Here is a 16,899-nt window from a genome sequence, read left to right on the forward strand (position 1 = left end):
CTGAACCAAGGTCAGCACGTGGTCCTGTGCCCCCAGTTTCAGCACACCGATGCGCAGCAACGGCCCATTGACCAAGTCGAAAGGCTGGGCGGTCTGGGCCTGGATAAAGGCCTGGATCAGTGTGCCCTCCTCGTCTTCGCCCGCAACGGATTGCACCGGCACAGGCAAACGCCAGTGGGCGTGGATGACCGGACGAACCTGGGCCTGCTCCTGGATGAAGGTGGTGCGCAGGCTTTCGTGGCGCTGCACCAGCAGGTTGAAGCTGTCTTCCAGCGCTTGCAGGTCCAGCTCGCCACGCAGGCGCAGGGCCATGGGGATGTGATAGGCGCTGCTGTGCGGCTCCAGCTGCCACAGGAACCACTGCCGCTCCTGGGCGAACGACAGCTGCAGCGGCTGGTTGCGGTCCACGGGGGCGATCGGTGCGGCGCGGTGGCCTTGCAGAGCGCTCACGGCCTGGGTAAAGGCGTGCAGGGTGCTGTGTTCGAACAGCAGCGCCAGCGGCACCTCCAGGTCCAGTTCCTGGGCAACGCGCGAAATCACCTGGGTGGCGAGCAGCGAGTGCCCGCCCAAGTCGAAGAAGTGATCGGCCATGCCTACCTGGTCCAGGTGCAACACCTGGCTCCAGATGGCTGCAACGGTGCACTCGAGCTCAGTGCTCGGTGCCTGGAAGGCCTGCCGGGCTTGTTCCAGATCAGGCGCAGGCAAGGCCTTGCGGTCCAGCTTGCCGTTGGGGCTCAAGGGCATCGCCGCCAGCCAGACCAGGTGCGAAGGCACCATGTAGGCCGGCAAGGCCTCGGCCAATCGGGCCTTGAGCTGGGCTTGCCAGGCTGCTAGATCAGCAGGCGGGTATGGGTCGGCCACGTAGCCGACCAGGTGCTGACCTTGGGCATCCTCTCGGGCCACGACCACGGTTTCACCCGCACCGGCCACTTCCAGCAGGCGCGCCTCGATCTCACCCAGCTCGATGCGCTGGCCACGGATCTTCACCTGGTGGTCCAGGCGACCGAGGTATTCCAGCACGCCGTCGGCGCGGTAACGCACCAGGTCGCCCGTGCGGTACAAGCGCTCGCCATTACCCACAGGACTTGCCACGAAGCGCTCGGCGGTCAGCGCCGGGCGGCGGTGATACCCACGGGCCAGGCCCACGCCGCCCAGGTACAGCTCACCAGCCACCCCCGGCACGACCGGCTGCAGGGCCGCGTCCAGTACATAAGTGTGCAGGTTGGCAATGGGGCGCCCGATGGGCACGCTGTCGCTGCCCTCCTCCACGCAAGTCCAGTGGGTGACGTCGATGGCGGCTTCGGTCGGGCCGTACAAGTTGTACAGGCCGGCCTTGGGCAGGCGTGCGAACACCTGGGCCTGGGCATCGAGCGCCAGTGCTTCGCCGCTGCAGAGAATGCGCCGCAGGCTGTGGCACCCGTCCAGGTCCGGCGATTGCAGGAACACCTGTAGCATCGACGGCACGAAGTGCAACGTGCTGATGCCATGCTGCTCGATCAGGGCCACCAGTTGCGCCGGGTCGCGGTGCGCGCCGGGTTCGGCCACCACCAGTTGGGCGCCGGTCATCAACGGCCAGAAGAACTCCCACACCGACACGTCGAAGCTGAACGGCGTCTTCTGCAGCACCCGGTCGGCGGCGGTCAGTTCATAGGCCTGTTGCATCCAGTACAGGCGGTTGGCCAGGGCGACGTGGCGGTTGCCGGCACCCTTGGGCTTGCCAGTGGAGCCGGAGGTGTAGATCACGTAGGCCAGGTGCTCCGGCGCCAGGTCGACCTGCGGGTTCGGTACGTCAACCGGGTCCGCCTGCGGGGCCAGCAGCTCGAGCGTCGCCAGCCCTTCGGGCACCGGCAGGCGCAAGCCTGGTGCATGCAGCAGCAAGGCCATGCGGCTGTCCTCGATCATGTAGGCCAGGCGTTCCTCGGGGTAGTCCGGGTCCAGCGGCAGGTAGGCGCCACCGGCCTTGAGGATGGCCAGCAGGCCGATGACCAGCTCCAGCGAACGCTCGGCGGCGATGCCTACCAGCACGTCCGGGCCAACGCCGCGATCGATCAGTTGCCGGGCCAGGCCATTGGCGGCGTTGTTGAGTTGGCGATAGGTGAGTTGACGTGCGCCGAACACCACGGCGGTCGCCTCGGGGCTGCGCTGGGCCTGCTGCTCGATCAGGCGGTGGACGCAGTATTGCTCGGGGTAACGCTGAGCGGTCTGGTTCCAAGTGCGCAGGCCGTGCTGTTCACTGGCAGCGAGCATCGGCAGCTCGCCAATGGCCTGTGCAGGGCAGGCAACCATGCCGCGCAGCAGGGTCTGCCAGTGACCGGCCATACGCTCGAGGGTGGCGGCTTCGAACAGGTCGGCGGCGTACACCAGGGCCACGGAAATGCCCTGCGGCGTTTCCAAGGTTTCAAGGGACAACTCGAACTGCGCGGCGCCGCCATCGAGCAGCAGTTCGCGAGCCTGCAAACCTGGCAGGCTGGTGCCGGTCGCGGTGGCGCCGACAGTGCTGAGGTGGTTGTACATCACCTGGAACAGCGGGTTGTGATTCAGCGCACGCTGGGGGTTGAGCACTTCCACCAGGCGGTCGAAGGGCAGGTCCTGGTTGGCCTGGGCCGACAACGTCACCTCCTTGACCGTCTGCAGCCAATGGCCCGCCGATTGCTCAGGCTGCGGGCACAAGCGCATGACCAGGGTGTTGACGAAAAAGCCCACCACCGCCTCCAGCTCCTGGCTGTTGCGGTTGTTCACTGGCACCCCGATGCGCACGTCCGGCTGGCCGCTGTAGCGTTGCAACAGCAAGGCGAAGGTACCCAGGAACAGTTGGAACAAGGTGACGCCCTGGGCCTGGGCCAACTCGCGTACTTGACGCTCCAGGTCCTGCGGCAGGCGCAGGTCAAGGCGCCCGCCACGGTCGCTGAGCTGCGCCGTGCGCGGGTGATCGGTCGGCAGCGACAGCACCACCGGTTCACCACCCAGGCGTTCGACCCAATAGGCCTGCTGGCGCTGCATCTCGCCTTGGTCCAGCCACTGGCGCTGCCAGTGGGCGTAGTCGGCGTACTGCACCACCAGCGGTTGCAGAGCGGACGTATGGCCGGCACTGAAGGCGCTGTAGAGGTCGACGAATTCGTGCACCAACAGGCTCATGGACCAGCCGTCGGAGGTGATGTGGTGCAGCGTGAGCACCAGCACCCATTCATCAATCGCGCGCTCGATCACCTTCACCCGCATCAGGGGGCCTTGGTGCAGGTCGAACAGGCGCGTGATTTCGGCGCGCACCGCAAGCTCCAGCTGGGGTTGGCTGGCATCGGGCAAGGCCATCCATTGCAGGTCCACCGCCCCGGCCGGCTGCACCTGCTGGTAAAGCTGGCCATCCTCCTGGACGAACGTGGTGCGCAAGGCTTCGTGCCGTGCCAGCAAGGTGTCCATCGCCCGCTGCAAGGCCTGGCGATCAAGCTGACCCTGCAGCCGCACGGCCAGCGGGGTGTGATAGGCGGTGCTCTGGGGCTGCAAGGTCCAGTACAGCCATTGGCGCTGCTGGGCGAACGACGCCGGCAGGCGCTCGCTGCGCGGCAGTGCCGCAATGGCCGCCTGTTCGCGGTAGCGCTCGCAGTGCTCCAGCGCCTGGGCCAGTTCACCCAGGTTGGCCGTGTCGAACATGGCCCGCAGCGGCAGGTCGAGCCCCAGTTGGCGGCGCACACGCGAGACGATCTGCACGGCCAGTAACGAGTGGCCGCCCAGGCTGAAGAAATTGTCGCCAAGGCCGACTGCCGGCACTTTGAGCACCTGTTCCCAGATGCCCGCCAGGGCACGTTGGCGCTCAGTTACCGGCGGCACATGGGCATCGGCGGCACGCGCCTGGGTCGGCTGAGGCAGCGCGCGGGCGTCGAGCTTGCCGTTGGCGGTCAGGGGCATGACGGCCAGGGCCTGATAGGTGCTGGGCAGCATGTAGTCAGGCAGACGCGCTTGCAGCCACGCCTCCAGCTGCGCTTGCGCGTCAGTGTCCGCGTAGACCACATAGGCCACCAGTTGCGCATGGGCGGCTTCGCCCACCAGCAGCACGGCCGCGTCGCGCACCTGGGGCGCTGCACGCAGGGCCAGCAGCACTTCATCCAGGTCGATGCGGTAGCCGCGCAGCTTGACTTGGCGATCGACACGGCCAAGGAACGCCAGCTCGCCCGAGGGCAGGCGACGCACCCGGTCACCTGTGCGATACAGGCGCGCACCCGGTGCACCGAAGGGGTCAGGCACGAAGCGCTCGGCGGTCATGCCTGGACGGTTCTGGTACCCACGGGCAAGGCCAGCGCCACCGATGTACAACTCACCGTGGCTGCCCGGCGCCTGCAGTTGCAGGCCGGCATCGAGCAGCTGGGTGCGGGTGTTGGGCAATGGCCGGCCCAGCACGATGGGGCTGTCTGCCGCGCTGAGGTTCTGGGTCAGTACGCCGACGGTGGTTTCGGTCGGGCCGTAGTGGTTGATGATGTCGCAGCGGCCCAAGGCGCGCAGGCGTTCGATCAGTGCAGGCGAACAGGCCTCGCCACCGAGCACCAGGCAGCGAGCAGGCAGCACCTGTTGCGGTTGATCGGCGCCCAGCAGCGCCTCCAGGTGCGACGGCACGATTTTCAGCACGTCGATGCCATGGCCTTGCATGTAGGCGCCGAAGCGCTGCGGGTCGAGGGCCACGTCCTGCTCGATGATGTGCAGCGACCGCCCGGAGCACAATGCGCCGAACAGCACGGTATGCCCCAGGTCCGCAGCCAGGGTGGAGACCACCGCCATGTTGCTTGCGCCCTGCAGCGGCAAGGTCTGGAAAATGCCTTGCAGGTAGTTGCCCAGGGCGCCGTGGCTGACGGCCACACCCTTGGCGGTGCCGGTGGAACCGGAGGTGTAGATGACGTAGGCCAGCTCGCCAGCGTGGACGGGGCGCTGCGGGCCCTGCGCACTCATTTCAGGGCGGGCGGGGTCGAGCAGCAGGGTCGTCACCCCGGCGATGTGCGGCAGGCTGGCTTGCAACGCCTGCTGGGTCAGCAGCACACCGACCCGGCTGTCTTCGATCATGTAGGCCAGCCGCTGGGCAGGGAATGCCGGGTCCAGCGGTACATAAGCTGCCCCGGCCTTCCACACGGCCAGCAGGCCGATCACCATTTCCAACGAGCGCCCGGCGGCCAGGCCAACGCACACCTGAGCACCGACGCCCAGCTCGACCAGTTGCAGGGCCAGCGCGTTGGCGCGGGCGTCCAGCTCGGCGTAACTCAGGCATTGGCCGGCGAATGTCAGCGCCAAGGCATCGGGAACGCGCTGCACCTGGGCCTCGAACATCTCCAGTGCCGACGGCGCTGCTGGTGCCTGTGGGCCCGTGGCCTGCTGTTGCAAAAATGCCGTCTGGTGCGCATCGAGCAAAGGCAGTTGGTCCAGTTGCTGGTCGGCATCCTCGCTCATCGCTTGCAGCAGTTGCAGCCAGTGCCCGGCCATGCGGGCGATGGTGGCCGGTTCGAACAGCTCGCTGGCATAGGTCAGCGAGGCATGCAGACGACCGCCGCGCTCGAAGGTGGTCAGGGTCAGGTCGAAGGGCGTGGGGCGGCTGCTCGCCTCCAGTGGGCGCAGCTCCAACCCCTCGCGCACCGTCATTACCTCGATATCGGCAACGTTGGGCAAGTGGTTGTACATCACCTGGAACAGCGGGTTATGGCTGAGGCTGCGGTCAAGGTCCAGGGCCTCGACCAGCTGTTCGAAGGGCAGGTCCTGGTGCGCCTGGGCACCGGCGGTGGTCTGTTTTACGGCGGCCAGCAGGCTGGCGACCGACTGATGCCCGTGCAGGCAGGTGCGCAGCACTTGGGTGTTGACGAACAAACCGATCAAGCCTTCGACCTCGGCCCGGTTGCGGTTGGCCACGGGCACGCCGATGCGCAGATCGGTCTGGCCGGTGTGGCGGTACAGCAGCACATTGAATGCCGCCAGCAGAACCATGAACAAGGTCACGTTGTGCTGGCGCGCCAAGGCCCGCAGTTGATCAGCCAGGGCCGGGTCGATGACCAGCTCGTGACGTTGGCCGCGCTGGCTGGCCACCGCCGGGCGTGGAAAATCGGTGGCCAGCTCCAGCAACGGCTGCTCATCGCCCAACTGCTCGCGCCAGTAGCCCAACTGCCGCGCCTGCTCACCGGCTTCCAGCCACTTGCGTTGCCACAGCGCATAGTCCATGTACTGGACAGGCAAGGCCGGTAGCGCTGGTTCAAGGCCTGCGGCAAAGGCCTGGTAAGCCTGGACGAACTCGTCGATGAGCACGTTCATCGACCAGCCGTCGGACACGATGTGGTGCAGGGTCAGCAGCAGCACGTGCTCCTGCGCCCCAAGCCGCAGCAAGGTGACGCGCATCAAGGGGCCGACGGCCAGATCGAAGGGTTGCTGCGCCTCGTGTTCGGCCAGCTCGCGCACACCGCGCGCTTGGGCATCGGCGTCCAGGTCAACCAGGCTGTGCTTGGCCACGTGCATCGGGTACTTGGCCGCTACCTGCCGAGCCTGGCCGTCTTCGCCTTCGGCGAATACCGTGCGCAGGGTCTGGTGGCGTGCTACCAGGCAAGCAAAGGCCTGCTCCAGCGCCGCCTCGTCCAGAGGCCCGCTCAAGCGCACGGCGCTGGGCAGGTTATAGGCACCGCTGCGCGGGTCCAGCTGCCAGAGAAACCACATGCGCTGCTGGGCATAGGACAGTGCATCACGGTCCGGGACCTGCACGTCGGCGGCGATGGGGAATTGGGAAAAGTCGATGCCTTCGGCGCGCAGGCCATCCAGAAACAGATGACGCTTGTCCACTGGCAGCTCTATGAAACGGCGGGCAAGCTTGAGGGACTTATCGGCATTCATCTGCGACCTTCCATACAGTTGGGTATCGAGCGTTGGCTCGGCTATCCCTACGGGACGTAGGACGACGCAAGAAAATTAGCCGCGCAGCTTAGGCGCTGGCGCCACGCATGCCGGTAAGGCGCCGGTTAAATCGGTGCGCGTATCGCTCGTTAACCCTGCACAACGAAAGATCGACAGGGGTTGACCGTGGACCTTCAGAGCATTCTCAGCAGGCTGTTCGCCAATGCCCATGGCGTGGGCATCGAGGGCGTCTACCAGTTCGTCTTCGCCCATGACCGGGCATTCTGGTCAGAGGTGCGCGAGCAGAGCCGCACCGGTGCGGGTCGCCACGCAGCGCCGGACGTCACCATCGAAGTGGCCGAGCGCGACTTTCTCGGGATCATGGGCGGCACGGCCAATGTCGAGGAACTGTTCGCCAGTGCGCGGCTGAAGATCACCGGCAACATGGGCCTGGCCACGCTGCTGCCGCAGATCATCAACAGCGCGCGGCAAGGCACGTCGGCCAGCAAGGTGGCCATGAACCAACGCTACCCCACGCCCGCGCGCATCAGCGAACGGATATCGGCAGCGCAGCCTGTGCTGCGTGAGGTGCCCCGCCTGCCACGGGCGCACCTGTCAGCCGAGCGTTTTGCCCGGGAGTTCCTGCCCCAGGGCATGCCGGTGGTGATGAGCGATGCCCTGCACGACTGGCCGCTGTTCAGCATGGGGCGTGAGGCATCCCTCGCGCACTTTGCCGAGCTGCAAGGCATCACCCGCCACGGCGATTACGTGAAAAAAACCTTCTCCACCGACCGCGACTTTCGCGCTACCTCCATGGCCGACTTCATTGCCTCGCTCGATACCCCGGCCAAACCGGGTGAAACCCCGCCCTACATGGGCAACAACATCGTCCCGGAAAAGCTCCTGGCGCTGATCCGCTTCCCCGACTATTTCGAACGCTCGCGCTACATCGCGCCACGCATCTGGATCGGGCCCAAAGGGACGCTCACACCCTTGCACCGGGACGACACCGACAACCTGTTCGCTCAAGTCTGGGGGCAGAAGTCGTTCATTCTTGCTGCCCCGCATCACCGCCCGGCGCTGGGCACCTGGTCGACCAGCCCCAAGGGTGGCCTGGACGGCTGCGACTTCAACCCCGATGCCGCCGACTACCAGCGTTTCCCGGCCGCCCGCGATGTGCCGTTCCTGCGCGTGGTGCTGCAAGCCGGCGACCTGCTGTTTTTGCCCGAGGGTTGGTTCCACCAGGTGGAGTCGGTGTCCACGTCGCTGTCGGTCAACTTCTGGGTGAACGCCGGTCGCGGTTGGTGATGTGCGTTTAATTTGCCTGGGCGTCAGCTCGTTTCTCAGCAAAGACGTCTGCACGAGAACGCCCCATGCCCAGCCCCGCCCGCATGACCCAAACCCTCCAGCAAGGCCTGCGCCGTCTGATTGGCGGCGCCACACGCCAGGCCCAGCCCTACCGCCTGTTCGACCTGGTGCTCAGCCGTCGCCTGACCCTTACCCCTTCGCTCACCCGGCTGGTGTTCACCGGCCCGGACGTGGCGCAGATGACGACCCTGGCCCCAGACCAGCGGGTGAAGCTGTTCTTCCCCGCGCCCGATGGCTCCGTTGCGCAACTGCCTGCCGACCAGCACTGGAAGGCCGCCCACAGCGCGCTCGCTGCCGAGCAGCGCCCACCCATGCGTACCTACACCCTGCGCGCACTGCGCCCAGAGGCCTTGGAGGTGGACGTGGATTTCGTCCTGCACGGCGTCAACGGCCCTGCCTCAGCCTGGGCTACCCAGGCGCAGCCGGGTGATCGCCTGCAGATGCTGGCACCTAATCTGGCCTATACGGGAGACCCTGGTGGGTACGAGTGGAAGCCGCCGCAAGGGGTACGTAACGTGCTGCTGGTCGGAGATGAAACGGCGCTGCCAGCGATTGCCGGCATCCTCGAAGCCTTGGCCGTGACGCAACCGGACCTAGCGGTGCAGGCGTTCATCGAGGTGCCATTGCAGGCCGATTGCCTGGATGTGCGGCATGGCAGCGGCGTCGAGTTGCACTGGCTGCCACGCGATCTGCTGAACTGCGAGCACGGCCAGGCCATGCTGCATGCCGTGCATGAACTGGCCCGCCTGCCCCAGGGGCATGCCGTGCCCAGGGCCAGGCTGGAGGATATCGATATCGACAAGCGCATCCTATGGGAGCAGGCCAGTACCGCCTGCAGCGCGTTCCACGCCTGGGTGGCGGGCGAGTCGGCCACGGTCATGGCCATCCGTCGTCATTTGATCAAGGAGCGCGGGTTACCGCGCCAATGGCTGACCCTGATGGGCTACTGGCGTGCAGGCAGAACTTTGGACTGAAGGGGTATAGCCGGGGGCAAGCGGCCCCCGGCTGGGCTCAGACCGCCGCGGCCACGGCAGCAGCGAAACGCTGCGCGACCTCGTCGACCTGTTCGTCGCTGATGATCAAAGGCGGCAGGAAACGCACCACGGCCCCGTGGCGGCCACCGAGTTCCAGGATCAGGCCTCGCTTGAGGCACTCGCGCTGTACGCGCGGGGCCAGTTCGCGGTTGGCCGGCGGGTGCCCCTGGGCGTCCGCCGTGCCGTGCGGATCGACCAGTTCCACGCCCAGCATCAACCCCCGGCCACGGATATCCCCCAACTGCGGATAGTCCGCCTGCAGGCGTTGCAAGTGCCCGCGCAGGCGCTGCCCCATGGCCTCGGCATGGTCCGCCAGGTGGTGCTCGACCAGGTATTCGAGCACGGCAGACCCTGCGGCCATGGCCATCTGGTTGCCGCGGAAGGTGCCGGCATGGGCGCCCGGCTTCCAGGTGTCGAGCCAGTCGCGGTACACCACCACGGCCAGGGGCAGGCTGCCACCGATGGCTTTGGACAAGGTGACTACGTCTGGGACGATACCGGCGTGTTCGAAGGCGAACATGCGCCCGGTACGGGCGAAGCCGCTCTGGATTTCATCGACGATCAGCGCGACGCCCGCCTGCTCGGTGATGCGCCTTACGCCCTTGAGCCACTCGATGTCGGCGGGTATCACGCCGCCTTCGCCCTGCACCACTTCCAGAATCACCGCTGCTGGCAGCGGCACCCCGCTTTCGGGGTCGAGCAGCAGGTTTTCCAGGTAGTGCAGGTTGGCCTTAACGCCCGCCTCGCCGCCCAGGCCGAATGGGCAGCGATAGTCGTAGGGGTACGGCATGAACTGCACGCCGCTGCCCAGCAATGCGCCCAGGGGTTGCTTGGGACCCAGGCTCCCCATCAGGCTGAGTGCCCCTTGGCTCATGCCGTGGTAGGCGCCCTGGAAGGTCAGGACCGTGCTGCGTCCGGTGGCGCTGCGCACCAGCTTGAGCGCCGCTTCCACCGCATCGGTACCGGTCGGGCCACAGAACTGCACCTTGGCTTCACGGCGCAGTGCTTCGGGCAGTACGGCGAACAGGTCCTGGACGAAGCGGTCCTTGACCGGGGTGGTCAGGTCCAGGGTGTGCAGGGGGAGTTCATCGGCCAGCACGCGCTGGATGGCTTCGACCACCACGGGATGGTTATGGCCCAGCGCCAGCGTACCGGCCCCGGCCAGGCAGTCGATGAACTGGCGGCCTTCGACGTCCTCGACATAGATGCCACGGGCTCGTTTGAGGGCCAGCGGGATACGGCGGGGGTAGCTACGGGCATTGGACTCCTGTTGCTGCTGGCGGTGCAGCAGCGGGGAGTCGGTGAATTCGTACAGGGGATGCGGGGTGGTGGCCGGTGGGATCTGAGCAAGGCTGGTAGCGGTGGACATGGTGAATCCTCGCAAGCAAGCGAATGGGCGGTAGTCGCTTGAGAGACGCTTGGCCGGGGGGAGGATTTAGGGGGGGCTTGCTCTTGCTCTTGCTCTTGCTCTTGCTCTTGCTCTTGCTCTTGCTCTTGCTCTTGCTCTTGCTCTTGCTCTTGCTCTTGCTCTTGCTCTTGCTCTTGCTCTTGCTCTTGCTCTGGCTCTGGCTCTGGCTCTGGCTCTTGATCTTGATCTTGATCTTGATCTTGATCTTGATCTTGATCTTGATCTTGATCTTGATCTTGATCTTGATCTTGATCTTCGCGACTTCAGAAGGCCGAACGCAGGTCTTGCGGAGGGAGGTGACAGGCATGGATGCCTGTCAAGCGCTGGGCCCCAGGATGGGGCCTACAGCGCGGTCCTCCCGGGAGCAAGACCGGAGTGAGGGAACCCCGAAGCGCAGCGTAGGGGCCGTATGAATGGAGCGCAGCCTTTTTTGGTTACTTTTTGTGGCGTTTGACAAAAAGTAACTCGCCGTAAGGGCGAAAAGGTGATTAAGCGTCGCCATCGCAAATGGACTATGCTCTCTTTCAATACCCACACCAACCCAATCAAACTTCAAACTTCAAACTTCAAAGCGTTGGCACATATATCGAGTTGGTATTCATTGGCGCGGGTGGCGCACAGTCACCCTTCCGCCCTTACGGCGGCTCACTTTTTGTCTTGTCAAAAAGTAAGCAAAAACCGCCTGCTCCTATCATCCGGCCCCTACGCTACGCTCCGGGGTTCCCTCGCTCCGGGCTTGCTCCCGGGAGGACCGCGCTGCAGGCCCCATCCTGGGGCCCAGCGCTTGACGGGCATCCATGCCCGTCACCTCCCTCCGCAAGCCCTGCGCTCGGCCTCCTGAAGTCGCGATCTGCGGCGCCTGAACTACCGCGCGCTTAGAAGCAAGAGCAAGAGCAAGAGCAACTGCAACTGCAACTGCAACTGCAACTGCAACTGCAACTGCAACTGCAACTGCAACTGCAATGATTATAGATCGAGAAGTCTACCAGAATAGGTAGCAGTAGACATCTTCACCGACTATAAAAGAACTAGCTTGCTCAACCACCTCTTACACGGCGTGCTTTGGGCCCCAGAATGTTCAGACAACGCCCAGGATCACCCCGCAGGCCGCGCCGGCACCTGCAATACCACCCTCAACCCATCACTTCGGCTATCGAATTTCAGGCTACCCGCACAGCGCTGCACAATTGCCTGAACGATGGCCAAGCCAAGTCCGCATCCGCTGCTCTGGCCATGACGCCAGAAACGCTCGGTCAGGTGCCCGAGGTCTGCCTCGGCAATGCCTGGCCCGTGATCGCGCACCATGAACCCCACCTGCCCCTCCACGGCCTGTACCTCCAGCTCCACCGCATCGTCACCGCCATGGCGCAAGGCGTTGTCCAGCAGGTTGCGCAGCGCCGCCACCGCGAGCGGTGCGGGCATGCTCAGGTAGACCTGGGCCGCCTCGGGCGGCAAGTTCAGGACGATCCTGCGGTTGTCACCACCCCCGGCGTCCTGCACCGCCTGACGCGCGACTTGCTCGGCACTGCACTGCACACCGTCGTCGAACGACAAGCTACCCTCCACCCGTGCCAGCATGAGCAATTGCTCCAGGGTCCGGTGCATGCGATCGGCGCCCTGTTCGGCATGCTCGAGCGCTTGTTCGCGCACCGTGCCCTCGGTCATGCGAGCAACCTGCAGGTGGGTCTTGATGGCTGTCAGCGGGCTGCGCAGCTCATGGGCGGCATCGTCGGTCAGGCGCCGCTCGCGCTCGATGGTCTGGGCGATGCGCACGAACAGCTGGTTCTGGGTCTCCAGCAACGGCTGGAGCTCACTGGGCATGCCGGCCACCTGCAACGGCTCGACACTGTCTGGGCGCCTGCGCCGCAGGGCATCGCGCATGCGATTGAGCGGCTCCAGGCCTTTGCCCAGCCCGACCCAGAGCAAGCCCAGGCTGCCCAGCAAGGCCATCAGCACCGGCGCCGAGGCAGCGAGCAGGATGGACTGGTTCAGGGCTTCGCGCTCCATGTGCCGGTCGGCTGTGGTGATGCGTACATCGCCATGGTTGTAGGTGAAGGTGCGCCATGAGGCATCGTCGATGGTCTGGTCGCGAAAACCACTGCGCCCGTCATCCATGACGCCATCGTGCTTGTGGTTGCTGGCCAGGATTTCCCCACGCAGCGAGCTGACCTGGCAGGCCATGCCGTCCGGTACGCTCAACTGGTCAGCCGCATAGTGAGTACCTTCGCCCTTGACGCTGAGCGGCTGGGGCAGCTGGTCGATCAGGCCGGCAACCATGCGTGCAGATGCCACCAGGCGCTGGTCGAGGGAGAACATCATCTGCTGGCGCAGGTCGCGCAACATCCAGGCGGCGGCCAGCGCCCAGATGATCACGAAGGCACTGCCCAGGATAAGGCTCAGGCGCACACGCAGGCTCATGATGGCGTCTCGGTGGGTGCATTGGCTGGGCCCAGGCGATAGCCTAGCCCGCGCACGGTCTCGACGATGCCATTGCCCAGCTTGCGGCGCAGGTGATGGATATGCACGTTCAGCGCATTGCTTTCCACTTCGTCGTTGAACCCGTACACGCAGTCCTTTAATTGCTCGCTGGACAGCACGCGCCCGGCGTTCTGCAACAGGGCCTGGAGCAAGGCTTGCTCACGACGAGACAGGTCCACGGGTTTGCCGGCAAGCGTAGCCTCGCAGCTGCTGGGGTCGTAACGCAGCGGGCCATGCTCGATCACGTTCACCGCACGGCCGGCGACTCGGCGCAGCAGGGTGTGCAGGCGCGCGGCCAGCTCGCGCAGGTCGAACGGCTTGAGCAGATAGTCGTCGGCCCCGGCCTGCAGGCCGTGGACCCGATCAGTGACCGCATCACGGGCGGTGAGCACCAGCACTGGCAACGTCTCACCTTGCTGACGCAGGCGGCGCAGCAGCTTCAGGCCGTCCTCGTCGGGCAGGCCAAGGTCGAGGATCATCACGTCGAACTGCGCAGCCTGGAGCATGGCCCGGGCGGCGGCGGCATTGCCCACCCGGTCGACGGTCAAGCCCTGTGCGGCAAGGCCTGCACAGATGCCAGCAGCGATGAGGTCGTCGTCCTCGCAAAGCAGAACGTGCATGGGTGGGGCTCCCGCAATGGTGTGGCCGACATTGCAGCGTGAATGGATTAAGGGGGAATTATGGACGCAGGCACAGGGTTTGGGGAGAAGGATTGGGCGGCGAAACGTGCGGATTGTCTGACAGTCAACGAGCGGTCTTGCCGGAGCGCCGGACCATGCGGTGCTTAACTTTGGGGGTCAACTGTCATGCACCACATCTGGAGTCTATCGGTTTCCCGTGTGGGAGCGGCCCTTGTGCCGCGATGGGCCGCGCAGCGGCCCCGGCACTATCAGCTGCGAAGCTGAAACCTCAAAACAGCGCACCCCCCTGACTGATCCAGCCAGGCCCTTTTATAGAGATCGCTATCTTCCAGATACAGCGCAGCACCACGTGCCCCGCCCTGCTCAACGCCCTAAAACGCCCAGCGCCTCGGGGGTATCCACATCCATCAACACCCCCGCATCCGACACTTCGATCACCGTGCACGAGGCGCGGTTGGCATGCACCACCGCTCTGGCGCCTTCGTCACCGGTCAGCCCCAACAGCGCCGGCCAGAACGCGCGCCCGAAGATCACCGGATGCCCCTGCTGCCCAGCATGACGCGGCAGCACAATGGTCGAAGCCTGGGCGATCTCGGCCAGGTGCCTGAGGGTCGCGGCCTCTATCCACGGCATGTCCCCCAGCAAGATAGCCACCGCCTGCGCATCGCTGTCAGCCAGGGCGGCAACGCCTGCTGCCAGGCTGTGCCCCATGCCCGAAGCTGCCTGGGCACTGACGACCCAGCCACAGGCGGTGCCCAGGTCGAAGTCCTCGCGGCCCTCGTCCTCGCGTAACACGACGCGCACATCCTCGAACACCGCCTCGGCCCGTTGTACACATTGGGCCAACAGGCTGCGCCCGTCGGGCAGCAGGGCCCGGCGCTTGTCGGCACCGAAGCGCCTGCTGCGCCCAGCGGCCAGGACCAGCGCCGCCACCTTCACAAGGCGGCCCGGTCAAGCCCGTTGCGCACCCGCAGTACATCTGCCAACACCGCCAATGCGATCTCGGCCGGCGTCTTGCTGCCCAGGTTGAGGCCGATGGGCGCATGGATGCGATCCAGCGCATCGGTATCCAGGCCGCCGATGCGGTGCAGCCGCTCGCGGCGTTTATCGGAGGTGGCGCGCGAACCCATCACGCCGATATAGAACGCCTCGGTACGCACGGCCTCGAGCATGGCCAGATCGTCGATCTTGGGATCGTGGGTGAGCGCCACCACGGCGGTGTCGGCATGACAACCGCCATTGAAGATGAATTCCGAGGGCAGCTCGCGGCGTACCTCGATACCGTCGATCTGCACCCCTTCGAGCACCTCCTCACGTGGCTCGCACAGGACCACTTCGAACCCCATGGCCTTGGCGAATTCGGCGCAGTACTGGGCAACACTGGAATACCCCGCCAGCAGCAGCCGCTGGGCGGCACCCACGCGCAGATGCACGCAGTCACCGTCGCGGTGCACGCGCGGCCCTTGACCGGCTGCGTCTGTCAGACCCTGGATGCCGCTGGGCACCTTGACCTGGCGCAGTACCCGCCGCTGACCCTGCAACGCGCTTTCCAGCTGGCGCAGGTGGTCTTGCACCTCGCACGTGGACGGCAGGCGTTCCACCAGCACGTCCAGCACGCCGCCACAGGGCAAGCTGACCCGCGAGCGCGGGTCGCTGCCATCGCCGTAGCGCACGATGGCCGCCGGTTGCACGAACTCGCCCAGGGCCACGCGTTCAAGAAAATCGTCTTCGACGCAACCGCCGGACAACGACCCCAGCCACTGGCCCTTGTCGTTGACTGCCAGCAACGAGCCCGGCGCGCGGGGCGCCGAGCCGTAAGTGGCGAGCACGGTGCACAACCACACCGCTTGACCTGTGCTAGACCACTGCAACGCCTGGCGAATCACCTGTAGATCGAGATGCTGCACGCTTTACTCCGCTTTCAGCTCGGCCAGCTGTTGTTCACTGAAATCACCGGGCAGCCCGCCCCATGCCTGACGCAGGTAGTTGACCATGTCGGTCACCTGGCGTTCATCGAGCTTATCAGCGAACCCTGGCATCGGCTGCATGCGCTCAAAGCCGGTGAACTGCTGCTCGCGGATCCCGTCGAGTATCACCTTGGCCAGGTTGCGCGAATCGGCCTGGCGCAGCACCGTATTGCCTTGCATCGCCACGGCGATGTGCGGCTTGCCCTGCCCCTCCACGCCGTGGCAACCGGCGCATACGTTCAGGTATTGCTGGCGACCGCGCTGGGCACTTTCGCTCATCTGCGCCAGCGGCACGGGCGCGATCGCCTTGGCCACCGGCGGGTTGTCGCCGAGCAGGTAAGTGGCCATGGCGGCAAGGTCGGCGTCTTCCAGGTGCTGAGTGCTCAGGTGCACCACCGGAAACATTTCGTTGAACATACTGCCCTGGGCGCTGATCCCGTGCTTGAGGAACGCGGTCAGATCCGGTTGCGACCAGCCGCGCTCGGCCAGGTCGGTGGCCAGCAGGCTCGGGGCCAGGTATCCGTTGAGCAGCCCACCGCTCAGACGCAGGTCCTGCTGCAAGGCGCCGACCGCGTTGCGCGGGGTGTGGCACTCGCCGCAGTGCCCCATGACCTCGACCAGGTACTGGCCACGCTGCCAGGCAGGGCTGCTGCCTTCGACAGGCTGGGCCTGCACGCTCTTGCCGTACAGCATGTTCCAGCCGCTCAGGCCAAGGCGCACGTTGAACGGAAAACGCAGGGCCGTCTGGGGTGCCGGGCGATGGACCGGGGCGATGGTCTTGAGGTAGGCGAAGATCGCATCCGAGTCTTCACGCCGCATCAGGTGATACGAGGTATAGGGCATGGCCGGATACAGGTTGGCGCCGTCCTTGCGCTTGCCTTGGGTGACGGCCGCGAAGAACTCGTCGGCGTTGTAGTTGCCGATGCCGTACTGCTTGTCGGGCGTGATGTTGGTGCCGTAGATGGTGCCAAACGGCGAATGGATCGGCAGGCCACCGGCGAACGGCGCTCCGCCCTCGGCCGTGTGGCACGCCATGCAGTCGGCAGCACGGGCCAGGTACTGGCCGCGCTTGATCTGGCCGTCATCACTGGCCAGCGCCGAGCACGTTGCGGCAAGGCCAAACGCCAGCGCCAGGGCGCTACGGAAAAAGCCCATGC

General features: G+C 65.6%; 10 protein-coding genes (1 of these 10 running past the window's edge). 2 read left to right on the forward strand and 8 right to left on the reverse strand.

The window, feature by feature from the left end; translation table 11 throughout:
* Positions 1 to 6,846, reverse strand: partial view of a non-ribosomal peptide synthetase gene (locus NMB38_RS14190; RefSeq protein WP_323157959.1) — the 5' portion only. It extends 2,805 nt beyond the left edge of the window; only the first 6,846 of its 9,651 coding nucleotides appear in the window; the start codon lies at positions 6,844 to 6,846; the stop codon falls past the left edge of the window.
* 186 nt (positions 6,847 to 7,032) lie between these two features.
* On the opposite strand from NMB38_RS14190, the gene NMB38_RS14195 reads away from it, so the two are divergent.
* Together NMB38_RS14195 and NMB38_RS14200 are read left to right on the forward strand one after the other, a co-directional pair.
* Positions 7,033 to 8,154: a cupin-like domain-containing protein gene (locus NMB38_RS14195; RefSeq protein ID WP_490806198.1), complete on the forward strand. Its 1,122-nt coding sequence runs from the start codon at positions 7,033 to 7,035 to the stop codon at positions 8,152 to 8,154.
* A gap of 65 nt (positions 8,155 to 8,219) precedes the next feature.
* Positions 8,220 to 9,188 carry a siderophore-interacting protein gene (locus NMB38_RS14200; RefSeq protein ID WP_027916319.1) on the forward strand — a complete coding sequence of 323 codons (969 nt, stop codon included), beginning with the start codon at positions 8,220 to 8,222 and terminating at the stop codon, positions 9,186 to 9,188.
* 37 nt (positions 9,189 to 9,225) lie between these two features.
* Here NMB38_RS14200 and NMB38_RS14205 read toward each other — a convergent pair whose 3' ends face one another.
* From NMB38_RS14205 to NMB38_RS14235, 7 genes are all read right to left on the reverse strand, one after another.
* Positions 9,226 to 10,617, reverse strand: a complete 1,392-nt coding sequence (locus NMB38_RS14205) for an aspartate aminotransferase family protein (RefSeq protein ID WP_088523609.1) — start codon at positions 10,615 to 10,617, stop codon at positions 9,226 to 9,228.
* On the reverse strand, positions 10,499 to 10,963 hold the full coding sequence (locus NMB38_RS14210; protein ID WP_494354810.1) for a hypothetical protein: 465 nt from the start codon (positions 10,961 to 10,963) through the stop codon (positions 10,499 to 10,501). Before NMB38_RS14210 ends, NMB38_RS14205 begins: the two co-directional genes overlap by 119 nt.
* Positions 10,964 to 11,751: 788 nt before the next feature.
* On the reverse strand, positions 11,752 to 13,074 hold the full coding sequence (locus tag NMB38_RS14215) for an ATP-binding protein (RefSeq protein WP_027916041.1): 1,323 nt from the start codon (positions 13,072 to 13,074) through the stop codon (positions 11,752 to 11,754).
* Positions 13,071 to 13,754: a response regulator gene (locus tag NMB38_RS14220; protein WP_494354811.1), complete on the reverse strand. Its 684-nt coding sequence runs from the start codon at positions 13,752 to 13,754 to the stop codon at positions 13,071 to 13,073. Before NMB38_RS14220 ends, NMB38_RS14215 begins: the two co-directional genes overlap by 4 nt.
* Positions 13,755 to 14,138: 384 nt before the next feature.
* A complete protein-coding gene (locus tag NMB38_RS14225; protein ID WP_027916039.1) occupies positions 14,139 to 14,714 on the reverse strand; it encodes a nucleotidyltransferase family protein in 576 nt (191 codons plus the stop codon).
* The gene (locus tag NMB38_RS14230; protein ID WP_027916038.1) at positions 14,711 to 15,682 is read right to left on the reverse strand and encodes an XdhC family protein; all 972 of its coding nucleotides are present in this window, start codon (positions 15,680 to 15,682) and stop codon (positions 14,711 to 14,713) included. Before NMB38_RS14230 ends, NMB38_RS14225 begins: the two co-directional genes overlap by 4 nt.
* Before the next feature lie 3 nt (positions 15,683 to 15,685).
* Entirely contained in the window at positions 15,686 to 16,897 is a 1,212-nt protein-coding gene (locus NMB38_RS14235) for a cytochrome c (protein ID WP_049695660.1), read from the reverse strand.
* Positions 16,898 to 16,899 lie beyond the last annotated feature (2 nt).

This window comes from Pseudomonas sp. FBCC-B35 (assembly GCF_059133755.1).